This is a genomic window from Bacillus sp. DC4300-2b2 (genome assembly GCF_049895685.1).
GTDB classification, from domain to species: Bacteria; Bacillota; Bacilli; order Bacillales; family Bacillaceae; genus Bacillus; species Bacillus safensis.
In genome coordinates this window covers 874,466-897,470 of the sequence record NZ_JAFCSW010000002.1, presented here as the reverse complement: position 1 = coordinate 897,470, position 23,005 = coordinate 874,466, and the positions used below count along the sequence as shown (strand labels likewise).

General features: G+C 40.0%; 21 protein-coding genes. 12 read left to right on the top strand and 9 right to left on the bottom strand.

Features of this window, described 5'->3' with window-relative positions:
• The first annotated feature begins 1 nt into the window (after position 1).
• From glpD to ACP69X_RS09520, 5 genes are all read left to right on the top strand, one after another.
• A complete protein-coding gene (gene glpD, locus ACP69X_RS09540) occupies positions 2-1,663 on the top strand; it encodes a glycerol-3-phosphate dehydrogenase (protein ID WP_073979252.1) in 1,662 nt (553 codons plus the stop codon).
• Between the two features lie 146 nt (positions 1,664-1,809).
• A complete protein-coding gene (locus ACP69X_RS09535; protein WP_041089586.1) occupies positions 1,810-3,555 on the top strand; it encodes a phospho-sugar mutase in 1,746 nt (581 codons plus the stop codon).
• A gap of 156 nt (positions 3,556-3,711) precedes the next feature.
• Positions 3,712-4,857 (top strand): GAF domain-containing sensor histidine kinase, encoded by a 1,146-nt coding sequence (locus ACP69X_RS09530; RefSeq protein WP_041089588.1) that lies wholly within the window; start codon positions 3,712-3,714, stop codon positions 4,855-4,857.
• Positions 4,854-5,504, top strand: coding sequence for a response regulator (locus ACP69X_RS09525; protein ID WP_041089590.1), 651 nt, complete (start codon positions 4,854-4,856; stop codon positions 5,502-5,504). Before ACP69X_RS09530 ends, ACP69X_RS09525 begins: the two co-directional genes overlap by 4 nt.
• Before the next feature lie 238 nt (positions 5,505-5,742).
• Positions 5,743-6,039 carry a hypothetical protein gene (locus tag ACP69X_RS09520; protein WP_269104031.1) on the top strand — a complete coding sequence of 99 codons (297 nt, stop codon included), beginning with the start codon at positions 5,743-5,745 and terminating at the stop codon, positions 6,037-6,039.
• Between the two features lie 188 nt (positions 6,040-6,227).
• On the opposite strand, the gene ACP69X_RS09515 is transcribed toward ACP69X_RS09520, so the two are convergent.
• The gene (locus ACP69X_RS09515; protein WP_024426598.1) at positions 6,228-6,476 is read right to left on the bottom strand and encodes a YhdB family protein; all 249 of its coding nucleotides are present in this window, start codon (positions 6,474-6,476) and stop codon (positions 6,228-6,230) included.
• A gap of 191 nt (positions 6,477-6,667) precedes the next feature.
• Here ACP69X_RS09515 and ACP69X_RS09510 point away from each other — a divergent pair, with 191 nt between their 5' ends.
• Positions 6,668-6,988: a YqzG/YhdC family protein gene (locus ACP69X_RS09510; RefSeq protein WP_370333791.1), complete on the top strand. Its 321-nt coding sequence runs from the start codon at positions 6,668-6,670 to the stop codon at positions 6,986-6,988.
• 144 nt (positions 6,989-7,132) lie between these two features.
• On the opposite strand, the gene ACP69X_RS09505 is transcribed toward ACP69X_RS09510, so the two are convergent.
• Positions 7,133-8,608 carry a catalase gene (locus tag ACP69X_RS09505; protein WP_075611090.1) on the bottom strand — a complete coding sequence of 492 codons (1,476 nt, stop codon included), beginning with the start codon at positions 8,606-8,608 and terminating at the stop codon, positions 7,133-7,135.
• Positions 8,609-8,768: 160 nt separating this feature from the next.
• Positions 8,769-9,200 (bottom strand): Rrf2 family transcriptional regulator, encoded by a 432-nt coding sequence (locus ACP69X_RS09500; RefSeq protein WP_426052631.1) that lies wholly within the window; start codon positions 9,198-9,200, stop codon positions 8,769-8,771.
• 183 nt (positions 9,201-9,383) lie between these two features.
• Here ACP69X_RS09500 and ACP69X_RS09495 point away from each other — a divergent pair, with 183 nt between their 5' ends.
• A complete protein-coding gene (locus ACP69X_RS09495; RefSeq protein ID WP_426052630.1) occupies positions 9,384-10,583 on the top strand; it encodes a globin domain-containing protein in 1,200 nt (399 codons plus the stop codon).
• A 67-nt stretch (positions 10,584-10,650) separates the two neighbouring features.
• A complete protein-coding gene (locus ACP69X_RS09490) occupies positions 10,651-12,072 on the top strand; it encodes a SpoVR family protein (RefSeq protein WP_423359408.1) in 1,422 nt (473 codons plus the stop codon).
• Positions 12,073-12,120: 48 nt separating this feature from the next.
• Here ACP69X_RS09490 and ACP69X_RS09485 read toward each other — a convergent pair whose 3' ends face one another.
• Positions 12,121-13,485, bottom strand: a complete 1,365-nt coding sequence (locus ACP69X_RS09485; RefSeq protein ID WP_426052629.1) for an alkaline phosphatase — start codon at positions 13,483-13,485, stop codon at positions 12,121-12,123.
• 352 nt (positions 13,486-13,837) lie between these two features.
• On the opposite strand from ACP69X_RS09485, the gene ACP69X_RS09480 reads away from it, so the two are divergent.
• Together ACP69X_RS09480 and ACP69X_RS09475 are read left to right on the top strand one after the other, a co-directional pair.
• Positions 13,838-14,668: a C40 family peptidase gene (locus tag ACP69X_RS09480; RefSeq protein ID WP_025093318.1), complete on the top strand. Its 831-nt coding sequence runs from the start codon at positions 13,838-13,840 to the stop codon at positions 14,666-14,668.
• Positions 14,669-15,118: 450 nt separating this feature from the next.
• Positions 15,119-16,519: an amino acid permease gene (locus tag ACP69X_RS09475; RefSeq protein ID WP_041089603.1), complete on the top strand. Its 1,401-nt coding sequence runs from the start codon at positions 15,119-15,121 to the stop codon at positions 16,517-16,519.
• A gap of 63 nt (positions 16,520-16,582) precedes the next feature.
• Here the strand turns inward: ACP69X_RS09475 and ACP69X_RS09470 are convergent, their stop codons facing one another.
• Genes ACP69X_RS09470 through ACP69X_RS09460 form a run of 3 tightly spaced genes read right to left on the bottom strand, consistent with a single transcriptional unit; the run spans position 16,583 to position 18,403 of the window.
• On the bottom strand, positions 16,583-16,873 hold the full coding sequence (locus tag ACP69X_RS09470) for a hypothetical protein (RefSeq protein WP_024425288.1): 291 nt from the start codon (positions 16,871-16,873) through the stop codon (positions 16,583-16,585).
• Positions 16,861-17,919, bottom strand: coding sequence for an anti-sigma factor (locus ACP69X_RS09465; RefSeq protein ID WP_041089604.1), 1,059 nt, complete (start codon positions 17,917-17,919; stop codon positions 16,861-16,863). The genes ACP69X_RS09470 and ACP69X_RS09465 overlap by 13 nt, the downstream gene beginning before the upstream one ends.
• Positions 17,912-18,403, bottom strand: a complete 492-nt coding sequence (locus ACP69X_RS09460) for a sigma-70 family RNA polymerase sigma factor (protein WP_024425287.1) — start codon at positions 18,401-18,403, stop codon at positions 17,912-17,914. The genes ACP69X_RS09465 and ACP69X_RS09460 overlap by 8 nt, the downstream gene beginning before the upstream one ends.
• Positions 18,404-18,773: 370 nt before the next feature.
• On the opposite strand from ACP69X_RS09460, the gene ACP69X_RS09455 reads away from it, so the two are divergent.
• The gene (locus ACP69X_RS09455) at positions 18,774-19,376 is read left to right on the top strand and encodes a lysophospholipid acyltransferase family protein (protein ID WP_039177489.1); all 603 of its coding nucleotides are present in this window, start codon (positions 18,774-18,776) and stop codon (positions 19,374-19,376) included.
• A 40-nt stretch (positions 19,377-19,416) separates the two neighbouring features.
• Here the strand turns inward: ACP69X_RS09455 and ACP69X_RS09450 are convergent, their stop codons facing one another.
• Complete coding sequence (locus tag ACP69X_RS09450; protein WP_039177491.1) at positions 19,417-20,748, bottom strand: hemolysin family protein; 1,332 nt, start codon at positions 20,746-20,748, stop codon at positions 19,417-19,419.
• A gap of 58 nt (positions 20,749-20,806) precedes the next feature.
• Positions 20,807-21,247 carry a MerR family transcriptional regulator gene (locus ACP69X_RS09445; RefSeq protein WP_034667702.1) on the bottom strand — a complete coding sequence of 147 codons (441 nt, stop codon included), beginning with the start codon at positions 21,245-21,247 and terminating at the stop codon, positions 20,807-20,809.
• Between the two features lie 335 nt (positions 21,248-21,582).
• Here ACP69X_RS09445 and ACP69X_RS09440 point away from each other — a divergent pair, with 335 nt between their 5' ends.
• Positions 21,583-22,965 (top strand): hemolysin family protein, encoded by a 1,383-nt coding sequence (locus ACP69X_RS09440; RefSeq protein WP_075611094.1) that lies wholly within the window; start codon positions 21,583-21,585, stop codon positions 22,963-22,965.
• The last annotated feature ends 40 nt before the right edge of the window (positions 22,966-23,005 follow it).

Below are 23,005 nucleotides of genomic sequence, written 5' to 3'. Positions count from 1 at the left end.
GATGACTTTTTCTAGCTTAGAAAGAGAACAAATGCTACAGGAAATGACAAAAAAACCATATGATGTGTTTATCATTGGTGGGGGTATAACAGGCGCTGGAACAGCACTTGACGCGGCTTCACGCGGAATGCGTGTCGGTCTTGCAGAAATGCAGGATTTCGCAGCAGGTACGTCTAGCCGCTCAACGAAGCTAGTGCACGGTGGACTTCGTTATTTAAAACAATTTGAAGTGAAAATGGTCGCAGAGGTCGGTAAAGAGCGTGCCATCGTATACGAAAATGGTCCTCATGTCACAACGCCAGAATGGATGCTTCTTCCGATGCATAAAGGCGGGACATTCGGGAAGTTTTCAACCTCTATTGGACTGAGAGTGTATGACTTTTTAGCTGGCGTAAAGCATAGCGAACGCAGAAGCATGCTAAGTGCGAAAGAAACACTTGAAAAAGAACCGCTTGTCAAAAAGGACGGCTTAAAAGGCGGCGGCTACTATGTTGAATACCGTACAGATGATGCACGCCTCACAATCGAAGTGATGAAAGAGGCTGTGAAATTCGGAGCAGAAGCGGTCAACTATGCGAAAGTAAAAGAATTTATTTATGATAAAGGCAAAGTGGTTGGTGTTGTCATTGAAGATGTCATGACGAAGAAAACATATGATGTGTATGCGAAGAAGATCGTCAATGCGACAGGTCCATGGGTAGATCAGCTTAGAGACAAAGATCACTCAAAAGAAGGGAAACACTTACAGCATACAAAAGGAATTCACTTAGTATTCGACCAATCGGTTTTCCCATTAAAACAAGCGATCTACTTTGATACACCTGATAAACGTATGGTCTTTGCCATTCCAAGAGAAGGCAAAACGTACGTTGGAACAACAGATACAGTGTACAAAAAACAGCTGGAGCATCCGCGTATGACAAAAGCCGATCGTGACTATGTTATCCAAGCGATTCAGTACATGTTCCCTGATCTCAATATTACAGAAAAAGATGTGGAGTCCAACTGGGCCGGTCTTCGTCCGCTCATTCATGAAGAGGGCAAAGATCCTTCAGAAATTTCTCGTAAGGATGAAGTGTGGACATCATCTTCAGGCTTAATCACTATTGCTGGTGGTAAATTAACAGGCTACCGCAAAATGGCTGAGCATATTGTTGATCTAGTACGTGATGGATTGAAGCAAGAGACTGGCAAAGATTACGGACCATGTAAAACAAAGCATATGCCAATCTCAGGCGGTCATGTAGGCGGATCTAAAAACATGGCAGCTTTTGTTCAAGCGAAAACAGCAGAAGGAGCATCTGTTGGTTTAACAGAACCGATTGCACAAAAGCTAGCTGAAAAATATGGTTCAAACGTCAGCAGTGTCTACAAACGAGTAGAGCAGCTTCAAGTGGAAGCAGACAAACGAAACATTCCAGCATATGTGCTGGCAGAGCTTGTCTATGCGATCGAAGAAGAATTAGCTGTAACACCTGTCGATTTCTTCTTAAGAAGAACAGGAAGCCTATTATTTAACATCAATTGGGCAAAAAAATACGCACAGCCTGTTGTTGATTATATGGCAGAGCGTTTTGGCTGGGATGAAGCAGCAAAACAGAAACATCAAACAGAATTAGATCAATTATTCCATGAAGCAGTCGTACCGCTTGATGCTGAATAAAAGGAAAAGCCGATCATGTATCGGCTTTTTTTATTTATTCAGTATTTTTTCCAACTGCCAATGATATAGCATGACATAAAGGGTGATTCCATATAAAATAACAGTAGATGTTATTTTATTGATGATAAGAGCTGGGGAGGACGACCATGAGTTGGAAGACGAGTTATGAGCGATGGATCAATGAGAAGCACCTGGATACTGAACTAAGGGAATGGCTGGAGACGCATCAAGATGATCATCAAGCACTTGAAGACTGTTTCTACAAAAACCTTGAGTTCGGCACTGGAGGAATGCGCGGTGAGATTGGTGCAGGCACGAACCGAATGAATGTGTATACTGTTCGTAAAGCATCAGCAGGTCTTGCTGCGTATATTGCGAAACATGGAGAGGATGCAAAAAAAAGAGGCGTCGCCATTGCATATGATTCACGTCATAAATCGCCTGAATTTGCGATGGAAGCAGCCAAAACACTTGCTTCACAAGGCATTCAAACGTACGTATTCGATGAATTGCGTCCGACACCAGAGCTCTCCTTTGCGGTTCGTGAGCTGCATGCATTTGCTGGAATCGTTGTGACAGCAAGTCATAATCCACCAGAATATAATGGCTATAAAGTCTATGGTGAAGATGGCGGGCAGCTGCCTCCATTTGAAGCAGATCAAGTCATTCAAGAAGTAGATGCAATTGAAAATGAACTGTCGATTTCAGTTGATTCTGAAGAAACGCTGAAACAGCAAGGACTGATCAAAATGATCGGAGAAGAAATCGACCATGCTTATATTGAAAAATTAAAAACCATAAGTGTGCACCCTGAGCTGGCACATGAGGTCGATGTCAAAGTCGTGTTTACTCCGCTTCATGGGACGGCCAATCACCCTGTCAGAAACGGGCTTCAGGCTCTAGGTTATCAGCATGTCACGGTTGTGCCTGAGCAGGAAAAACCAGATCCACAGTTCTCAACAGTGACCTCGCCTAACCCAGAGGAGCATGCAGCATTTGAGTACGCCATCAAGCTTGGCGAAAAACAAAATGCCGATATCCTCATTGCAACAGACCCAGATGCTGACAGGTTAGGCATTGCAGTCAGAGATCACGAAGGAGAATTTACCGTTTTAACAGGCAACCAAACAGGCGCCCTGCTGCTCCATTATTTATTGTCTGAAAAACAAAAGCTGGGTCAGTTGCCGCCTCGTCCCGTTGTGATGAAAACCATTGTCACAAGTGAGCTTGGGCGTGCTGTAGCATCAGCTTTTGGTGCCGACACGATAGATACACTTACAGGCTTTAAATTTATTGGAGAAAAAATTAAGCAGTTTGAAAAGAGCGGAGAATACACGTTTCAATTCGGTTATGAAGAGAGCTATGGCTATTTGATCGGTGACTTTGCCCGAGATAAAGATGCGGTGCAAGCGGCATTATTAGCCGTTGAAGTCGCTGCCTTCTATAAAAAACAGGGCAAGTCCTTGTACGACGCGCTTGTCGATATTTTCAAGCAGTTTGGATTTTACCGTGAAGGATTAAAGTCATTAACCTTAAAAGGAAAAGAGGGAGCAGAGCAGATTTCAGCGATCCTTCATACCTTTAGAACAAATCCGCCAGCTGTCATCGCAGGGCAGCGCATCACAGTGATCGAGGATTACCAATCAAGTCAAAGACATCTTGTGGCTGAAAAGAAAGAGGAAACCATTCATCTGCCAGCATCAAACGTGCTGAAATATTTCCTTGAGGATGGTTCGTGGTTCTGCTTAAGACCTTCCGGCACTGAGCCTAAAGTGAAATTTTATATTGCAGTCAAAGGCACATCTTTAACAGATAGTGAAGAAAAGCTAAAGCATCTGTCAGAAGAAGTGATGAAAGTCGTTTATGATATTGTGGAAGAAACAGCGAAATAACGAAAGACAAGGCCATCGTGTATGAATACATGATGGCTTTTTTCTCAGTCAAAAGGATGAGAAAAAGTCATTCTTTTGGAGAAAGAGCCACTAGGGGGCTCATGGTATAATGAGCGTAATGATAAGTGAAGGCTGTAAATGCCGGGGGTAAACAGTATGGGAGAATACCAAGAGAAGGTTGAAACATTAAAAACGTTAAAAGAAATTGCTGAAAAGCTAAATGAAGGCATGGAAATGAAAGAAACGCTCCATGAAGTGCTCCATATGCTGATGGATGTCACAGGCTTTCATTCAGCATGGATTTATTTTATAGAAAAAGACGGGTCATATGAACTGATGGCAGAGGTTTCTTTACCTGAAGCACTCGCAAAGCATCAAAAACAGCTCATGTGTCAAAATGATTGTTATTGCATCAATCGATACACAAAAGGCTCACTGCAATCAGCCACGAATATTATGAACTGCAAACGGATTGAAACGGCGATTGAACAAAAGCTTGGCGATACAGAAGGGATTACACATCATGCGACGGTGCCGCTACAAGCATGTAAGCGAACGTTCGGCTTATTAAATGTTGCGGCAAAGGGAAAAGTCACATTTACACAAGAAGAGCTGAATTTGCTTGAAAGCATTGCGCTTCAAATTGGCACAGCGATTCAGCGGATGAAGCTTGTGCAAAATGAACAGCAGCACGCCCTTTTACAAGAAAGAAACCGGCTGGCACAAGATTTACATGATTCTGTCAACCAAATGCTATTCTCTGTGAGTCTGACTGCTAAGGCTGCACGACAAATGACAAGCGATCAGAATCTAGGGGAAATGATTGATTTTATTCAGCATTTGTCACAAGACGCTCTGATTGAAATGCGGTCACTCATTTGGCAGCTGAGACCAAGAGGCCTTGAAAAAGGGTTTACGACAGCAATTGAAGAGTATGCACAGCTTTTAGGATTACGATGCACGTTATCCTTATCAGGCTGTATAGAAATGGATCATTCACACAATGAAACTTTATTTCGGGTATGTCAAGAAGCGCTGAATAACTGTCAAAAACATGCGGAAGTAGAAGAAGTCGAGGTCAAACTTGAGCAAACAAAAGACATGTTCGAGATGAAAATCATTGACCTTGGAAAAGGTTTTCAATATGACGAACAGATGAGCCTTCCTTCACTTGGGCTGAAAGGGATGTCTGACCGCATCCGAAGAGCAGGTGGTACATTTTGTATCCATTCAGAGTTAGGGAAAGGAACAACGCTTCATGTAAAAGTGCCATTTTCACAAGAAAGGAAGGGATCGTCATGAGAGTTGTCATTGCAGATGATCATCATATTGTGAGAAAAGGTCTGGTGTTTTTCTTACAGACACAGCCTGATGTGGACATCGTTGGTGAGGCGTCCAACGGGCAAGAGGCATTAGAGGTTGTTAGAAAAACTCAGCCTGACATTGTCTTAATGGATTTGTCTATGCCTGTCATGAATGGCATTGAGGCAACGAAACAAATGACGCTGGAAATGCCGGACACCCGCATTGTGATCCTAACAAGCTATGCGGACAAAGATTATGTGATTCCCGCCATTCAAGCAGGGGCGAAAGCCTATCAATTAAAGGATGTAGCACCAGAAAAGCTGCTTTCGACCATGATTGAAGTACAAAATGGCACCTATCAGTTAGATGGTCATATCACGACCTTTCTTGTGCAGCATCTGACAGAGCCAAAAGAAAAGAAATGGGCATTGATGAAAGAGCTTACCAATAGGGAGCGAGATGTTTTATTTGAGATTGCAAAAGGCAAAAGCAACAAAGAAATTGCCTCATCGCTGTTTATTTCTGAAAAGACTGTCAAAACGCACGTATCTCACGTATTATCAAAGTTAGAGCTGGCAGATCGAACCCAGGCGGCTCTGTATGCAGTGGATTATCAAAAAAATCAGCCAAAAGAGCTGCTATGACAGAAGGGGATTTAGTCGTTATGCTAAAACTTTTAAGTGCACATTCAATTTAATAAGAGCACAGATGTTGGTTATTTGATGTGCCCTTTTGCGTAAAAAGAGAAGCATGGACAGTCTAATTTCCAATAGAAAAACCAAAAAAGACTTGACGAGTGGATGCTCATCAAGTCTTTTTTTATTTTATAGGAGGTGATGAACTGGTCAATCACAGGTGAATTTAAAATGGGAGGGAATCAAAGTGGAAAAATATGAATTAGTAAGTGATTATCGCCATGATGTCAAATTAAAAGAGAGCTTTAATAAGCTTGCGATCGATACATTTGATTTGGAGTTGAGTGACTGGTATGAAAGAGGCTATTGGGATGAAAAATATATACCTTATTCCTTTGTACATAACGGGAAGGTAATCTCTAACGCTTCTGTGCTGATGAATGAAGAAAATGAAACGATGCATGTGTTCGATATCATCTCGCTTCAAACGCCAAATGTAGAAGAAGTTGTAGAAAGCATTGTGAAGGAAACAACCAAAAAGTGATCTTCTATTTCACGCCTGATACGACAATTGAAGGTTTACACGCGATTACAAAGCCAAATGACGAGGATGCATTGTTTATTTACACAAAGGAACATTGGCAAAAGACCACTTTATGTTTCCCATCACAGCGCACTGCTAAATATGTAAAAAGGGAGGGCTAAAATAAACTTCATTTTAGCCCTTTTTCTTTATGTGTACATTGGTTGTGAATAAACTTCAGAAGCAGCAGCCTCTGAAGCGTGGTCAATGTACTGCAGGAGCCCATATAAACATTTTTCAACATCTGCATCGTTCCGGTTAAATTGATACGCATGTAAGAAATGCTCAATACGTTTCGAGAGCAAATCATCTTGCGTACGTACCATAAGAATAAGTAAATTATCCCATTGCGAGCGATGCGTATAATAAAGTGCTTTATCATAATCCGCCACATTCATTAAACCTTCTCCTTTCCCTTGAGAAGTCCTCATTAGTTTGCTCGGATCATATCGACTTTTTCAGGGGAAAAGTTGGTGTCCGCATCAATCGTGTACCGGGAATTATAGGCTGAATAATTGCTTCATGTATGAAAAAGGACCGGCCAGCTAAACCTAAACAAAACATATATGAAAGTGAGATCAATAATATCATGCAGCCGAAATGGTGGATGCTTATTGCAGCAGGAATTGTTTTGCTTGGTAGTTTGATGATTCATCCTGTATCAAAAGCAGTGATGCAGCCGTTTGAAAATTGGGAAAGACTTGCGTACACAGCGTTGCAAGATGAATATAAAGGTGCCGCTTTAAACGATTATCAATACATTGGCCGTACAGAAGTGAATGATGAGCAGACAAAAGATGTGTTCCGCGTCACTGTAAAGGAAGGCTCAACTCACTTTGCCGCACATGCTGAAATTTATTTTCATCCGGTGACCGGTCATTTGATTAGTATTAACGTGTTTCGACTATAAAGAAGCACCTTTTTTTGTAAAAGGTGCTCGAGGCGTTCTGACAAAACCTCAATAACTGCCCTTACTAGCACGCTCAAAAAAAGACAAAGGGCCAAAATTAAGATCATTTTAGCCCTTTGTCCAACAATTTATTTCGAGATGGATTTACTTCATGCTTCCTTGAAGATAAGCGCGAATATCCACACCAAGTGAATCCGCTAATCGCTGGCCGTAATCTTCATCGGCACGATAGAAGTTGCAGATTGCAAGTAATTTTGTTTTGTCATTTACATCTTTCAAATCAGCTGTTAGGTTTTTAATCAATGCTTGTTTCTCTTCCTCAGAGTAGCTTCGATATCTTTCCCCAGCTTGTTTGAAATCGTTCGGTTTTTCAATTTTTTGTCTCACCATACGGTCACCGTGGAGAACTGGCTCACTTTCTTTGTAGTGAGGGTTTTCCTTTGGCTGATCGTCATAACGGTTTGGTTCATAGTTAATATGACCGCTTGGGCGGGTCGTTGTCATAAAGCCATCCTGCTGGTTATTGTGTACAGGTGCATAAGGGCAGTTAACCGGAATACGCATGTAGTTCGCACCAAGACGGTGACGCTGCGTATCAGGATATGAGAACAGACGACCTTGAAGCAGTTTATCTTCAGATGCCTCAATTCCTGGAACAAATGCACTTGGCGTGAAAGCAGACTGTTCTGTTTCAGCAAAGAAGTTTTCAGGATTACGGTTGAGTGTCATGCGTCCTACTTTTTGAAGCGGATAATCTTCCTCGCTCCACGTTTTTGTTGGATCACATGGGTCATAATCAAGTTCATCATAATCGCTAAGCGGCATAAGCTGAACATATAAGTCCCATGCTGGGAAGTTGCCTTTTTCAATGCGGTCATATAAATCTCTTGTCGCATGCTGGAAATCGTTCGCTTGAATTTCTGCTGCTTCTTCCATAGATAAGTTGCGAATACCTTCAGAAGGTCTCCAATGATATTTCACATATTTTGCTTCACCGTATTTGTTCACCCATCTAAATGTATGCACACCAGAACCGCGCATTTCAGCGTAGCTTGCAGGAATTCCTTCGTCAGAGAAGAGCCATGTGAGCATATGAGTGGATTCAGGTGTTAAGGTCATAAAATCCCAATAACGGTCAGGATCTTGAATATTGGTTACAGGATCTGGCTTGAGAGAGTGAACCATATCAGGGAATTTCAATGCATCACGAATAAAGAAGATCGGCAAGTTGTTACCAACGAGATCATAGTTGCCTTCTTCTGTATAAAATTTGACAGCAAAGCCGCGCGGGTCACGTAAGGTTTCAGGTGAACCTTTCGGATGAATAACAGTGGAGAAGCGAACGAAAACGTCTGTTTGTTTTCCTTCTTCACTTAAGAAGGCTGCTTTTGTATGTTTCTCCATGCTGTTTTCTACTTCAAACACACCGTAAGCGCCGGCGCCTCTAGCATGAACGACACGTTCTGGAATACGTTCACGATCAAAGTGTGCGAGTTTTTCAATCAAATGGTAATCATCAAGAAAGGTAGGTCCGCGGTGACCAGCTGTTCTTGAGTTTTGGTTATCGCCAACAGGTACGCCTTGGTTCGTTGTCAAATTTTTATGTTTTGAATTTGTCATTCTTTTCTCCTCCTGTAAACAAAAAAGTGTTTTCTAGCAATCTATATACCCTAATTATATTGAATCAAACATGATAGTCAATATTTATTTATAATAATTTTAAATAAATTATTATTACAAGAAGGTAAAGAAAAAGACGAAAGAATAAAATTCTTTCGTCTTAAAGCAGGAGCTCCCTGAGAGCATCTTTGTTTTGTGTTAAATCTTTTAGTGTGTATCGGTCAAGAACGCTTAAATAAGCAGTGAGTGCTTCATGAAGTACATGCTTTAATGAACAAATCGGGGAGATGATGCAGCCATTTTTCTTTGGATCAAAGCATTCAACCATGACTAAATCATCCTCTGTATAACGGACAACCTCTCCAATGTTAATGCTTTCTGGGCTTTTTCCAAGCCTGATCCCGCCATTTCTTCCGCGAATCGTGTCTACATACCCGCGTTTTCCAAGATGATAAATCACCTTCGTCAGATGATTTTTAGAAATGTCATAAACATCGGCAATCTGCTGAATATTTGACAGTTCATTGTTTTCTCTTGATGCTAAATAAATGAGTACTCTTAGTGAGAAATCTGTGTAATTCGTAAGTTTCATTTTGACGACCTCTAAACCTAATAGAGTTTTGTATCATCGTAACACATTTTAGACAAAAACTGTTCGAGAAAGTGTGAAATGTGACAACATTTAAAACATGTATTATAAATATTGCTTTTAGAGACTGTCTTCCATTACGATAAAGATGTATTTAAAATACTTCTTTTGAAAGAAGGAATGACGATGTTATCTACAGATCAATTGAATGCAATAAAGCAATCAGCTCCTCTACTAAAAGCCGAGGGAACCAAACTTGTCACCGTTTTTTATCAAAATATGATTCGCCAGCACCCGGAGCTGCTCAATCAATTTAATAAAACGAATCTTATGAACGGAAGTCAGCCAGAGGCACTTGCTGCGACACTATATCAAGCTGCACTGCACATTGATCGATTAGAGGAATTACTTCCTGCGGTCAAACAAATTGCCCATAAGCATGTCAGTGTCATGGTCAAAAAAGAGCAGTACCCAATTGTCGGATATCATTTGATTGAAGCGATGAAAGATGTGTTTGGTTTAAGAGAAGAAGATGACACTCTATTAGCGTGGAAAGCTGCATATGACATCATTGCGAATATTTTCATTACCATTGAAGCAGAAATGATAGATGAAAATGTGAAGCAGACAGGCGGATGGGCAGATGTGAAGCCGTTTGTGATAAAGAAAAAGAAGCAAGAATCTCCATCACTTATCTCCTTTTATTTAGTACCAGAAGATGAATCAGAGCTGCCAATGTATAAAGCAGGGCAATACATTACGGTTCAGACAGATATGCCAGGAGAAGCCTATATGTGCAGCAGACAATACAGCTTATCAGACGAACATCATCCATCTTATTACCGTATTACAGTGAAGCGTGATGGTCATGTGTCCACATTTTTGCATGATGAAATGGAAGAAGGGGACGTTCTTCAAGTGAGTATGCCGCAGGGAATGTTCTGCTTGCAAGATGACATAAATGAGCCTGTTTATTTCATCAGTGCTGGATCTGGTGTCACACCAATGATTGGTTTAGTGAAAACTGCGGCACAAAACAGCCAGACATTTACGATGATTCATGCTGATCGATTAGAGGATGTCATCGCTTTTGAAAATGAGTTTGAACGCGTTTTAGCTTCAGCTGCCTATGGGCGCATCATTCTATGTAATGAACAATTTACGCAGTCTGGAAAGGGAGAGCTTGTTGAGAAAGCGGCTTCCCGCATTGATCGTCCATTTCTTCAATCGGTGATCGGAGAAGGGAAAGGCCAATTTTATCTATGCGGTTCCCCGGTGTTTACACAGGAGATCATTCATATTCTAAAAGAGCAGGGAATTCCAGCAGACCATATTCATTTCGAAGCATTCGGCGGGCAATCCACGAAAGAAATGGAAGTCGTCTAAACGGTTGGGGGAACATCATGTTTTTTTACATACGCTCATATAGTAGGGATAAGTCCGATGAGGAGGGATGGTTTCCTTGAGCGTATCTGAAAAACGTCTTTTACAAAGAGCGATTGATGAAATTACAGAAATTGCAGAAGGATTTGGTCTAGATTTTTATCCGATGAGGTATGAAATCTGTCCCGCGGAAATTATTTATACGTTCGGTGCATATGGAATGCCAACACGATTTAGCCACTGGAGCTTTGGGAAGCAATTTCATAAAATGAAGCTTCATTATGATTTAGGGTTAAGTAAAATTTATGAGCTGGTGATCAATTCAAATCCTTGTTACGCCTTTCTACTTGATAACAATACGCTTGTTCAAAATAAATTAATTGTGGCTCATGTATTGGCACACTGTGATTTCTTCAAAAATAATTGCCGTTTCCAAAATACAAAACGAGATATGGTCGAAAGCATGTCAGCAGCGGCAGAGCGGATCAAAGAATATGAGCATATCCACGGAACGAAAGAAGTCGAATCCTTTTTAGACGCGGTATTGGCTATCCAAGAGCATATTGATCCGTCTCTTGTTCGATCAAAATTAAGCTGGAGTATGGACGATGAAGAATATGAAGATGATAAACCAAAACGTCAAACGCCTTATGATGATTTGTGGGGAATGGATGAGCCGAAGAGGCGTGAGAAAAAGAAAGCCGTCAAGCAATTTCCGCCAAAGCCGGAAAAGGATATTTTACTCTTTATTGAGGCGCATTCCCGGGAGCTAGAGCCTTGGCAGCGGGATGTTCTTACTATGCTGAGAGAAGAAATGCTCTATTTTTGGCCGCAGCTGGAAACAAAGATTATGAATGAAGGCTGGGCATCGTATTGGCACCAGCGGATTATGCGGGAGCTTGATTTGGATACAAGTGAATCGATAGAGTTTGCAAAATTAAATGCAGGTGTGGTGCAGCCATCTAAAACAGGCATCAATCCTTACTATTTAGGGCTGAAGATTTTTGAAGATATCGAAGAGCGCTATGACAACCCGTGTGAAGAATTAAAAAAAGCAGGGGTCACAGAAGGATCTGGCCGTAGCAAAATGTTTGAAGTCAGGGAAATTGAATCGGATATTTCCTTTATTCGAAACTACTTAACGAAAGACCTTGTGATGAGAGAAGACTTGTACTTGTTTCAAAAGCAGGGGAGAGATTATAAAGTCATTGATAAAGAATGGAAGGCGGTACGTGATCAGTTAGTCAGCATGAGAGTGAATGGCGGCTTTCCGTATTTGACCGTGATTGATGGCGACTATTTAAAAAATAATGAACTTTATATCAAGCATTGGTATGAAGGCATTGAACTTGATCTGAAATACTTAGAAAAAGTCCTGCCGTATTTATATCAGCTATGGGGAAGAAGTGTGCATATCGAGTCAGTTCTTGAAGGAAAAGAAGTCATGTTTTCTTATGATGGAAAAGGGGTTCATAGGAAATATCTCGCATAAAAAAAGACGAAAAAAGATGTCTCTTAGCAGACATCTTTTTTGCTCGTTTTATTGGTTTTTCAGCAGTTTGAAAATGTGTTTTGCTTGATCGGTGTTTTCCATCAGACCTTTTAGCTGCTCACTTGTTGGACCATATGCATAGAATGGAACTTCATCACCGGTATGACCTGATGTGGTCCAGCCTGTATGTGATCTCGTGTTGATCACTTCTTCAATCGCATCATCAATTTTAACAGCATCCTTTGTTTCAGCGGCCTTTTGAATGGCGGCTGTTTCCTCTTTTGTGAAATCAAGATTGATATATTGTTTCAGCGCTGACTCAACAGGCATGCCATTGACAATTTTGTTTGCGATAAAGTCAGGCGTCTTTTTTGCTGCTTTGACCGGTTTGTAATCCCAGCTGCCTGAACCGTCTGCTCCGAAGGAAAGTCCGCCAGTTGAATGATCTGCTGTCGTGATGACTAACGTGTTTTTATCTTTTTTCGCAAAACGAATCGCTTCTTCAAATGCTTTCTCAAAATCCTTCATTTCGCTCATCGCACTGACAATATCATGATCGTGTCCAGCCCAGTCAATTTGACTGCCTTCAACCATAAGGAAAAATCCTTTTTTGTTTTTAGACAGCTGTTTGATGGCTGAAGATGTCATATCTTGCAGGGAAGGAGTCGTTTTATCACGATCGATGGCTTTATCTAGACCTCCATCAGCAAAAATGCCTAACACCTTTTGATTTTTGTTTTTTTGTAAGGCGGCTTTATTGGTGACATAATCATAACCCGCTTTTTTGAATTCTTTCGTCAGATCACGATCCTTCCGGACAAAATCGACAAGTCCTCCGCCAAGCATGACATCGACTGTATGCTGTTTTCCAATTTTCTCATCGAAGAAATCATCAGCGATGGCTGCTGTGTTTTTCCTAGACACATTGTGAGTTGCATACGCAGCAGGCGTGGCATTTGTTAATTCAGATGTCACGACAAGACCCGTCGATTTTCCTTTGCGTTTGGCTTCTTCTAAAACAGTTTTTAATTTTTTGCCGTTTTTATTTACACCAATGGCATTGTTGTATGTCTTTTTACCAGTGGCCATGGCTGTACCAGCCGCTGCTGAATCGGTAATGTTACTTTTAGAGTCGTCAGGGTATGTTTTATGCATGCCAGTGAGGTAAGGGTCAAACGCTGTTTGCTTTGAAAGGTCACCGTTGTGTTTAAATGAGCGGTAAGTTGAAAGATAAGGTGTTCCCATGCCATCTCCAATCAGCACGATCACATTTTGTACATCATTTTTTGGCTTCTTTTTAGCCTCAGCTTTGTCAGCTTGTCCAAATTCAATCCCTGAAAAAATGCCAATCGATAGAACAGATGCTGCTGCCACTGCAGCGATTTTCGTTTTTGAGTTTTTCAACACACTCATTCATTTTGCCTCCTCATTGTTTATGTATCGCTCTTACGTTTACAATGGTAGAGCAGAAGTGTGGATTCCTTTTTACAGCATCGTAAAGTTCACTTTAAAATTGTAAAGGTCCACTTTACATAGAATGAACCAAAAAGAGAAATGAATGTATCATTTACCATGACAAGATACGATTATTTTGTCATGATTGTGTAATGAAAATGAAATAAAAAGAACCCTAAAAAAAAATAAATTTTGCCGAATTAATAAGCATAATGTCGTAGGAAGTCAAGACTATTTCTTCTGGTATTTGATCCTTATAATAGGGAGTAGATAAAAAATCGGATCAGATAGATACATACAGGAGGAACAAATGAAAAAACAATTGATCACAGCTGCAAGTGCAGTTCTACTTGGGACGACATTATTTGCCGGAGCTGCCTCAGCACAATCAGTAAAAGTTCAAAAAGGTGACTCTCTTTCTGTTCTAGCGAAAAGATACAAAACAAGCGTGAGCAAAATTAAATCAGACAATAAGCTGAAATCTAACGTAATTTATGTTGGACAAACCTTAAAAGTGAATGGCACTTCTTCGAAAAAAGCAGTGAAAACATCAAAAACAACAACAAAAGTAAAAACGGCTTCAGCGACTGCCACTCATAAAGTTGTCAAAGGCGATACATTATCGAAGATTGGCAAAAAATATGGGATGACTGTGAAAGAGCTGAAATCGTTAAATAAACTTAAAACAGACCTCATTAAAATCGGGCAAAAGCTAAAGGTGAAAAAGACGTCTAAAGTAAAGACGAAACCTGTAAAAGAAAAAACAGTCTCTACTTCTTCCTTAAACACGTCTAAGCTCATAGCAGATGCTAAAGCGCAGAACGGTACACCATATAGATGGGGTGGAACGACTCCGAAGGGCTTTGATTGCAGCGGATTTATGTGGTATATCATTAACAAACAAAAAAAGATTTCAAGACAAACAACTGAAGGCTTCTGGGGATCGATGAAAAGTGTATCCAAACCAAAGGTTGGAGATTTTGTCTTCTTTACAACGTATAAATCGGGTCCATCTCACATGGGTGTCTACCTTGGGAACAACAAGTTTATCCATGCTGCTTCTGACGGTGTAACGATCAGTGATATGACGTCAAGCTATTGGAAGCCAATTTATCTTGGAGCGAAAACATTTGTAAACTAATTCATTTTAATAGACTGCTATGAAGCAGTCTATTTTTTCATATATCATTTGTGCCGCATAACTGGTCTTTTATCATAGTTCGCTATCAGTCTAAAGACTTTAAAATAACATAATTGTGGGCCCGTTTTTAAAAAATGGGTCTTATTTTTGTTGCATAATAAGTATACTAAAAAAATATAATCTTCTATGTTGTATAATAAATAGAGAAAGACAAGCTATCAATTGAATAAGGAACGGAGAAAATCTAACCCACTTATTGACAAACATTTCGTTGATATATAAGAATTTCCACTCTATTTTTTAAAAAGTGTTTTCATTTTTTAATTTTCGTATATAATAATTTTACGCCACCAATTTATTGTGCTAAACTTAATCTAAATATTCAGAAAATAATGTTAATTATATGATTGTGGCGTCTTTAGACTGATACTAAGTTTTGGGAGTGATGGTATGAGCAATTCGTTGTTTAGAAAAAAGAGCATTTCAGAGCTCATTGCGGCAACACAAGGGGAAAAAGCGTTAAAAAAGGAATTGGGTTCATTTGATTTAACCATGCTTGGCATTGGAGCCATAATTGGGACAGGGATATTTGTTCTGACAGGTACAGGAGCCGTCACTGCGGGGCCAGGACTTGTTCTATCATTTGTCATCGCAGGTCTTGCTTGTTTGTTTGCAGCACTGTCATATGCGGAATTTGCTTCCACAGTGCCTGTATCAGGATCTGTATATACATTTACGTATGCATCAATGGGAGAATTTCTAGCGTTTATCATTGGCTGGGATTTAATATTAGAATATATGCTGGCCGCTAGTGCCGTTTCAGCGGGCTGGTCAGGCTATTTTGTGTCATTTTTAAATGGGATAGGGATTCATATACCAGTTGAATTAACAGCAGCACCAGGTGGTTTAAAGGGGCAAGTGACATATTTTAATCTTCCTGCATTTATTATTTTAATGGTCATCACCTTCCTGCTGTACTTTGGTATTAAAGAATCAAAACGAGTAAATAACATCATGGTTATTATGAAAATCGCTGTGATTCTGCTCTTTATTTTAGTCGCTGTAAAATATGTAAAACCTGAAAATTGGACACCATTCGTTCCATTTGGGACATCAGGGGTCTTAAGTGCAGCAGCCCTAGTATTCTTTGCATTTATCGGGTTTGATGCAGTAGCTTCCGCGGCAGAGGAGACAAAAAATCCATCACGCAACCTGCCTAGAGGGATTATTACTTCCTTATTGATTTGTACGCTGCTTTATGTTGTCGTTAGTGCAATTATGACGGGCATCGTTCCTTTCATGAATTTTGAAGGAGTATCACATCCAGTGTCTCTCGTTTTACAAGTAGCCGGACAAAACTGGGTGGCTGGTATTGTCGATGTCGGAGCGATTCTAGGGATGACAACCGTGATGCTTGTCATGCTGTACGGCCAGACACGCGTGATGTTTGCTATGTCTCGTGATGGCTTGGTGCCGAAGGTTCTATCAAAGGTTCATCCAAAGCATAAAACACCTTACATCAATACACTGTTTTTCGGTACATTGTCAGCATTAATGGGGGGGTTTATTCCACTTGATGAGCTGGCAAGCCTAGTGAACATCGGGACACTTTCAGCATTCATTTTGATTTCAGTGGCGGTCATTGTGATGAGAAAAACGCAGCCGGACTTACCGAGAGCATTCAGATGCCCAGCAGTTCCGCTTATTCCGATCTTGGCTATTCTATCTTGCGGATTGCTTATTTATAAGCTTGGTGCAATTACCTTTGTTCGTTTCTTAATCTGGCTTGCCATTGGGCTGATTGTGTATTTCTTATATTCAAGAAAGCACTCAGAATTGAATAAAAAATAAATTAAAAAAGCCCGTGCTACTTGGTGCAGTCAAGTAACACGGGCTTTTGCTTTTGAGTACTGATTAAAAACCTAACTGAAGATCGACATCGATTGATACGATCGCATAGACACAAACAATGACAAAGATGTTCAGTACGACACCGAGGAAACCTGGACCCGTACGGCCTTTTTTAATGAACAGTTCAATAATGCCAAATGGAACTGCGGCCATTGCAAAAGGAAGCATTTGAAAAGAATAAAATGTCACGTTGCTGATAATGGCGAGGTTTAGCATGAGCAGAGATAATATCGCTGTGCCGACAGAAATCCAGCCAAATACATTATGCTCTTTAAAGATTCTTACCAATTCCATAATTCCACCTCGCTCACTTTTGCCGTTTTAATGCGTTTTGTCTTCACAAATTTCTCAATTTCTTTAGAAGGTCCAGTGACCACAGAGCCATAAACCGTGACGCCATTTTGATCGATATAGCGTATACGATTAGACAGATCAAGATCAGGTCTGCCAGAGATCGTTGTTGCCCAGGTCGGGTGCTGATTGACATAAGCAAGGGCATCTTTGAATTGATCTACCTCAGTTTTGGATGTGTGCTGAAGCTCTTTTAAAAATTCAGAGTCTTTCCCAGGAAAGCCGATTGGCCGCTGATTTCCACTTAATGAATCCTCTGTTTTAATCGCATTCCACAGCACTTTCATATCGTATTTTTTAGCAAAGGAATAAACATCCTTTGGTGTGTAAGCTTTGTCATAGGATACATACACTTCACTTACTGTTCCTTCAGGAAGCTTGTCTAACGTAGTGAGTGTTTGTTTTTTTGAGGCATCTGCCTGCGCCGAAGGATGAGTAAAGAAACCTTCCGTTTCGCGTGCGCTGTCACCATAATAAGAGATAGTAGGCTGCTTTAATTTATCGAAAAACATCTCGATTTGTTCACTGCCAATGGCTTCTGTTTTATTGCCAATTTGTTTTTGCAGCTTCAATTCGGTGTTCATTCCAAAAAGTTTGACCTGACCTTTTAAATCCTTCATATCTATAGCCACGTTTGGTTTGGTCAAAGCGACGGTGACAGCGGCTGTTTCCATGAAGTGATTGCCTTTGCTCTCGGCTCCGCCAACGCCGTAGTATAGATAACTTCCTAATGTACAAAGCGGTAAAATAATGAGTGTCGATATGACAGCAAGTACGGAAATACGTAAATATGACTTTCTTTTTCCGTATTGTAAAATGGCTTTTTGCTTCTCAGGGCTGATGGAAAAATCTGTCCAATCCGAGTCGTTCAGTTCCTGGCTTAAGCGTTTTTCGTTTTCTTCAAGCTCTTCCTCAAACGCTATCATTTCTTCCTCATTCATCTCACCATTATTATATTTTTCCCATCGCTTGTTAAACTCTTCATTCATCATTAACACCTCTGTTGTAAAGTGCTTTTAGGCGCTGCCTTGCACGAAATAAAACACTTTTAAAATTTGCTTCAGTAATATTCATGACCTTGGATGCTTCCTTGTAATTTAGTTCTTTTAAATAATACAATGTCAACGCTTCCTTGTAGTTATCTGGAAGCTGCTCCAAATACATGGTGAGGACTTCCTTTATTTCAACCTGTTCAGCAGGGCTTTGTACAGACGTTTGTAAAAGACCGCCAATGAGGTCATCCGATATGGTCACTTCTTTTTTATGTTTCCTGACATAATCAATAAAAGCATTTCGTGCCACCTGAAATAACCAAGGTTTCACTTTGCTATGGTCGTAGGAATGAATATGTATATACGCACGCATAAAGGTTTCCTGCAATAAGTCCTCTGCCAAATGTTTGTCTTTTGTCATGGAGAGCAGAAACCTGTAAACATCGTTCATATACATTTGATAAATTTCATCGATCGTCACTGATTTTTCTCCCCTCTATGTTATACACGCATAAGAAAGGCATAAAGTTGCACGAAACTTCTCATTACCGTACATTACTCATTTCTTTCGCCGAATCAAAATCATTTCTCCTTATCATAGCGAAATTTGCATCATTTATAAAGTATTTTCAATAGAACAAATCAGGAAAAAACATCGAAAAACGACAAAATTGGACACAATTCCTATTCTATTCTCCCCTAAAACTATGTGCTTGAATACAGTCAGAACGTTCATTTTAAACGAAAAAGACAGGGAGGATTGGGCTGCTCATAAATTTTTAGTACCAGGTAATAAAAAATTTGTTATAATAGAGACAAATCCTTCATTCTTCAAACAAAGGAAGTGCACTATGTATAAATTTTCAGGCTATACCGTCAAATTAATATTTGGTCTCCGAGGTGGAATCAAAGTATATCAAAAAGAGAATCTGCCAACTGATCGGGGGTTTGTCATTGCTTGTACACATGAGGGTTTTGTTGATGTTCTTGCATTAGGCGCAGGAATTCTTCCGTTTGAGATCCATTACATGGCGAAAAAAGAATTGTTTGCGAATAAATGGATCGGTGGATTTTTAAAAAAGATTCATGCCTTTCCAGTTGATCGAGAGAACCCTGGGCCAAGCAGTATTAAAACGCCCATTAAATTATTAAAAGAGGGAAAGATCGTTGGGATTTTTCCAAGCGGAACACGTACAACAGAGGATGTTCCTTTAAAAAGAGGGGCAGTGACCATTGCGCAGCTCGGTAAAGCGCCAATTGTTCCAGCCGCATATAAAGGGCCTTCAAATGCGAAAAGTCTTTTCAAAAAAGGGAAAATGCGCTTAATCATCGGTGAACCGATTGAACTGTCTGAATTTGACCATCTCCCGCCAAAAGAAAGATTAGGTGCCATGACGGAAGTATTAAACACAAGAATCAAAGAGCTAGAAGCTCAATTAATCGAAAAGTCATAAGAAAAACGACCGCTTGCTTAGGCAAGGGTCGTTTTTCTTATTAAGAAGCGCCTTCTTCAGCTGCTTCTAATAATTGTTCATTTAACTTTTTTACTTCGATGTATGCCACATGGTGTCCATCGACTTCATTAATGATAAATTCATAGCCTTGTTCACGAATGGCGTCATTTTTCTCTACTTCATATTTCTGAGTAAGGAACCAGCCACCGATTGTGTCGACCTCTTCATTATCAAGCTGTATACCTAATAGCAGGTTGACTTGATCAACAAGGACCTTGCCATCAAAGATGTAATGGTCTTCTCCAAGTTTACGCACTTCGTTGATTTCATCAATGTCGAACTCATCACGAATTTCACCAACGATTTCTTCAAGGATGTCTTCAACGGTCACAAGACCTGCTGTACCGCCATATTCATCTGATAAAATGGCCATGTGTACACGTTCACGCTGCATTTTGAGCAGTAAATCATGAACAGGAACCGTTTCAATCACATGAATAATCGGATTTACAAACTTTTCGATCGTATCGCTTGTAGAACACTCACCACTAATGCAGGCAGTGAGAACCTCTTTAATGTTTAGAACACCGATAATGTTGTCTTTGTCGCCATCTTCAATTGGATAACGTGTATATTTCTCTACCTTTGTTACCTTCAGCATTTCCTCAATGGTAATATCATGAGGAAAGCTGACAACTTCGGTACGAGGAATCATAATTTCTTTCGCCAGACGGTCATCAAATTCAAAAATTTTATTTACATATTTGAATTCAGACTGGTTAATCTCGCCGCTTTTATAGCTTTCTGATAAAATAATCCGCAATTCTTCTTCAGAGTGCGCCATATCATGCTCAGATACTTGCTGAAGACCAAACGCTTTCGTTAACAAACGAGCAGATCCATTTAATACCCAAATGAACGGGAACATCACTTTGTAGAAGATCATCAGTGGTCTAGCAAATAGAAGGGATACTTGCTCCGCCTTTTGAATGGCGAGTGTTTTTGGTGCAAGCTCTCCAACAACAACGTGTAAAAACGTCATGATACTAAACGCAATAATAAAAGTGACAATAGAACTAGCTGATTGAGGAATCGACAGCTCTACAAATAGTGGAGCAAGCATATGCGCAATTGTTTCTTCCCCTAACCAACCAATTCCAAGAGCGGTAATGGTAATACCAAGCTGACAAGCTGATAGGTACTCATCAAGGTGAGTCGTTACATGCTTGACAGCAACTGCTGTTTTATTACCTTCTGCGATTAACTGATCAATTCTTGAGCTTCTTAAGCGAATGATCGCGAACTCTGATGCAACGAAAAATGCGGTTAAAGCTATAAGTAAAGCAACTATGAGTAAATTAACTATGTCCAATTAAGGCCTTCGTTCTGACTTTGAGAACGAAGGTAACACCTCCTGTTTAGTAAAAATTTTAACTTAACAGCAGTAAAAATGATTGGACAGCCGTCATTTTTTCAGGAGTAAGCTGCTCTTTTAGTTTTTCACGTTGTTCTGGCTGAAGCTGCTTACAACGTGCCAAAATGCGGTCCATATGCTCATTCATCCGATCGATATCAGAGGTTAAATGGACAAGTTCATCATGATCTTCCTTTTGAGAAGGGAATTGTTCATCTAATCTGGATTTGATGTCAGAAAGAGCCAATCTCTGCTGTTTGCAAAGAACGATTAATTGTAATCGTTTTAAAGCATATTCATCGTAATAACGATAATTTGAGCATGATCTAACAGGCGCAAGCAAACCTAGATTTGTATAATAATCTACAGTTCGTTTCGTCACCTGTGCAATCTGTGCTAGTTCACCAATACGATACTTTTTCTCAGCCCCATCTGAACATCTCCTCCTAACCGTCACGTTATAGTTTATGAAAATAGTTTAATATAATTCTAGTCTGAAACACAAGTTAATTGTTCATATTCCTGCCAATAAGAAGAAACAGAGGAGGATTTCCCTCAATTTAGTCAGTCATGTCAAAAACAGCATGATGATACAGGAATTTTCAGATTATTTATGGTAAGATAAAATGAATACCGTTTCATATATATGTAGAGAGGCGGAATTTTACGTGAACCGGAGGTGGTTAAGTGGGGCCCTCAATGTAGTCTTATTTAATCAGTTAACCGTTTTGCAAAACATAACACATCAATCAGGAGGTGACTCCTTGTTCTTCTAAGAAAGAGCAAGGTTAAATGGACGATATTGTTAATCTGAGTATAGTCGGTGTTTTGATTGCTTTAACAGCTTTCTTTGTTGCATCTGAATTTGCCATAGTAAAGGTGAGAAGTTCAAGAATTAATCAGCTTGTTGCCGAAGGGTCCAAAAAGGCCATCATGGCGAAAAAGGTGACATCAAGGCTAGATGAATATTTGTCAGCCTGTCAGCTCGGTATTACAGTGACATCCCTTGGTTTAGGGTGGATTGGTAAGCCGGCTGTGAAAGAACTTTTGGTTCGAGGTTTTGGTTTGACAAACATTCCTGATTCAGCAATCAGCCTGATCTCAGCAACACTTGCGTTCTCTATTATTACCTTTTTGCATGTAGTTGTAGGTGAGCTTGCGCCAAAAACGCTTGCCATTCAAAAGGCAGAAAAAATGACGCTATGGCTGTCAGGCCCACTGCATGCATTTTATATCCTTATGTTCCCGTTCATTTATGTGTTAAACGGGTCAGCCCGTTTGTTAACTAAAATGATGGGCATCGATATGGGGTCTGAAAAAGAACATTCCCATTCTGAAGAGGAATTGAAGATTTTATTATCTGAGAGTTTAAAAAATGGGGAAATCAACCCATCAGAATATAATTATATGAACAAGATTTTCGATTTCGATAATCGAATTGCCAGAGAGATCATGATACCGCGGAGAGAAATTTGTGCGATTCCAGAAGATATGCCGTTAGATGATATCCTCGCCATCATGACGCAGGAAAAGTATACTCGTTTTCCTGTGTTTTCAGGAGATAAAGACCATGTTATCGGCATGCTGAACAAAAAGCAGCTCTTTGCAGATCTTGTATATCAAGGAGAAAAAGATCAACTGAAAATTCAAGATTATATATATCCAGTGATTGAGGTCATCGACACGATTCCTATTCAAGAGCTTCTCGTCAAGATGCAGCGTGATCGAATGCATATGGCGATCTTAACTGACGAATATGGTGGAACGTCTGGACTTGTCACAACGGAAGATATTTTAGAAGAGATTGTCGGTGATATTCGAGATGAATTCGATGAAGATGAGCAGCCAGTTATTCAAAAAAGAGCCGACCATCATTATGTTTTAGATGGCAAAGTGAGATTAGATGAAATTCAAGATTTGATCGAGATTTCATATTATGATGAGGAAATTGATACAATCGGCGGGCTTATCTTAAAAGAGAATATTGATATCAGAGAAGGACAATCCGTCTATCTTGATGATATTCGAATGAAAGTGCTGGAAATGGATGGACGTTACGTTAAAAAGATTGATTTGAAAAAAGGCATCACATCGGCAGAAAAAGGCAGTGCACGCACTGGGCTTGATATAAAGGAGCCGCTGCTAGTAAACGAAATGACCTTGAGCGAAAAATAAGCTCAAGGTTTTTTAGGTATTTAGTCTCTTTTAAACGAAT

What these genes read in the sequence shown, in the direction of transcription:
- ACP69X_RS09440 (WP_075611094.1), top strand. Translation starts at nt 21,583, where the DNA reads ATGGACGATATTGTTAATCTGAGTATAGTCGGTGTTTTGATTGCTTTA.
- ACP69X_RS09525 (WP_041089590.1), top strand. Translation starts at nt 4,854, where the DNA reads ATGAGAGTTGTCATTGCAGATGATCATCATATTGTGAGAAAAGGTCTG.
- ACP69X_RS09505 (WP_075611090.1), bottom strand. Translation starts at nt 8,608, where the DNA reads ATGACAAATTCAAAACATAAAAATTTGACAACGAACCAAGGCGTACCT.
- ACP69X_RS09535 (WP_041089586.1), top strand. Translation starts at nt 1,810, where the DNA reads ATGAGTTGGAAGACGAGTTATGAGCGATGGATCAATGAGAAGCACCTG.
- ACP69X_RS09480 (WP_025093318.1), top strand. Translation starts at nt 13,838, where the DNA reads ATGAAAAAACAATTGATCACAGCTGCAAGTGCAGTTCTACTTGGGACG.
- ACP69X_RS09485 (WP_426052629.1), bottom strand. Translation starts at nt 13,485, where the DNA reads ATGAGTGTGTTGAAAAACTCAAAAACGAAAATCGCTGCAGTGGCAGCA.
- ACP69X_RS09470 (WP_024425288.1), bottom strand. Translation starts at nt 16,873, where the DNA reads ATGGAATTGGTAAGAATCTTTAAAGAGCATAATGTATTTGGCTGGATT.
- ACP69X_RS09475 (WP_041089603.1), top strand. Translation starts at nt 15,119, where the DNA reads ATGAGCAATTCGTTGTTTAGAAAAAAGAGCATTTCAGAGCTCATTGCG.
- ACP69X_RS09490 (WP_423359408.1), top strand. Translation starts at nt 10,651, where the DNA reads ATGGTTTCCTTGAGCGTATCTGAAAAACGTCTTTTACAAAGAGCGATT.
- ACP69X_RS09530 (WP_041089588.1), top strand. Translation starts at nt 3,712, where the DNA reads ATGGGAGAATACCAAGAGAAGGTTGAAACATTAAAAACGTTAAAAGAA.
- ACP69X_RS09465 (WP_041089604.1), bottom strand. Translation starts at nt 17,919, where the DNA reads ATGAATGAAGAGTTTAACAAGCGATGGGAAAAATATAATAATGGTGAG.
- ACP69X_RS09510 (WP_370333791.1), top strand. Translation starts at nt 6,668, where the DNA reads ATGCAGCCGAAATGGTGGATGCTTATTGCAGCAGGAATTGTTTTGCTT.
- ACP69X_RS09455 (WP_039177489.1), top strand. Translation starts at nt 18,774, where the DNA reads ATGTATAAATTTTCAGGCTATACCGTCAAATTAATATTTGGTCTCCGA.
- ACP69X_RS09515 (WP_024426598.1), bottom strand. Translation starts at nt 6,476, where the DNA reads ATGAATGTGGCGGATTATGATAAAGCACTTTATTATACGCATCGCTCG.
- glpD (WP_073979252.1), top strand. Translation starts at nt 2, where the DNA reads ATGACTTTTTCTAGCTTAGAAAGAGAACAAATGCTACAGGAAATGACA.
- ACP69X_RS09495 (WP_426052630.1), top strand. Translation starts at nt 9,384, where the DNA reads ATGTTATCTACAGATCAATTGAATGCAATAAAGCAATCAGCTCCTCTA.
- ACP69X_RS09500 (WP_426052631.1), bottom strand. Translation starts at nt 9,200, where the DNA reads ATGAAACTTACGAATTACACAGATTTCTCACTAAGAGTACTCATTTAT.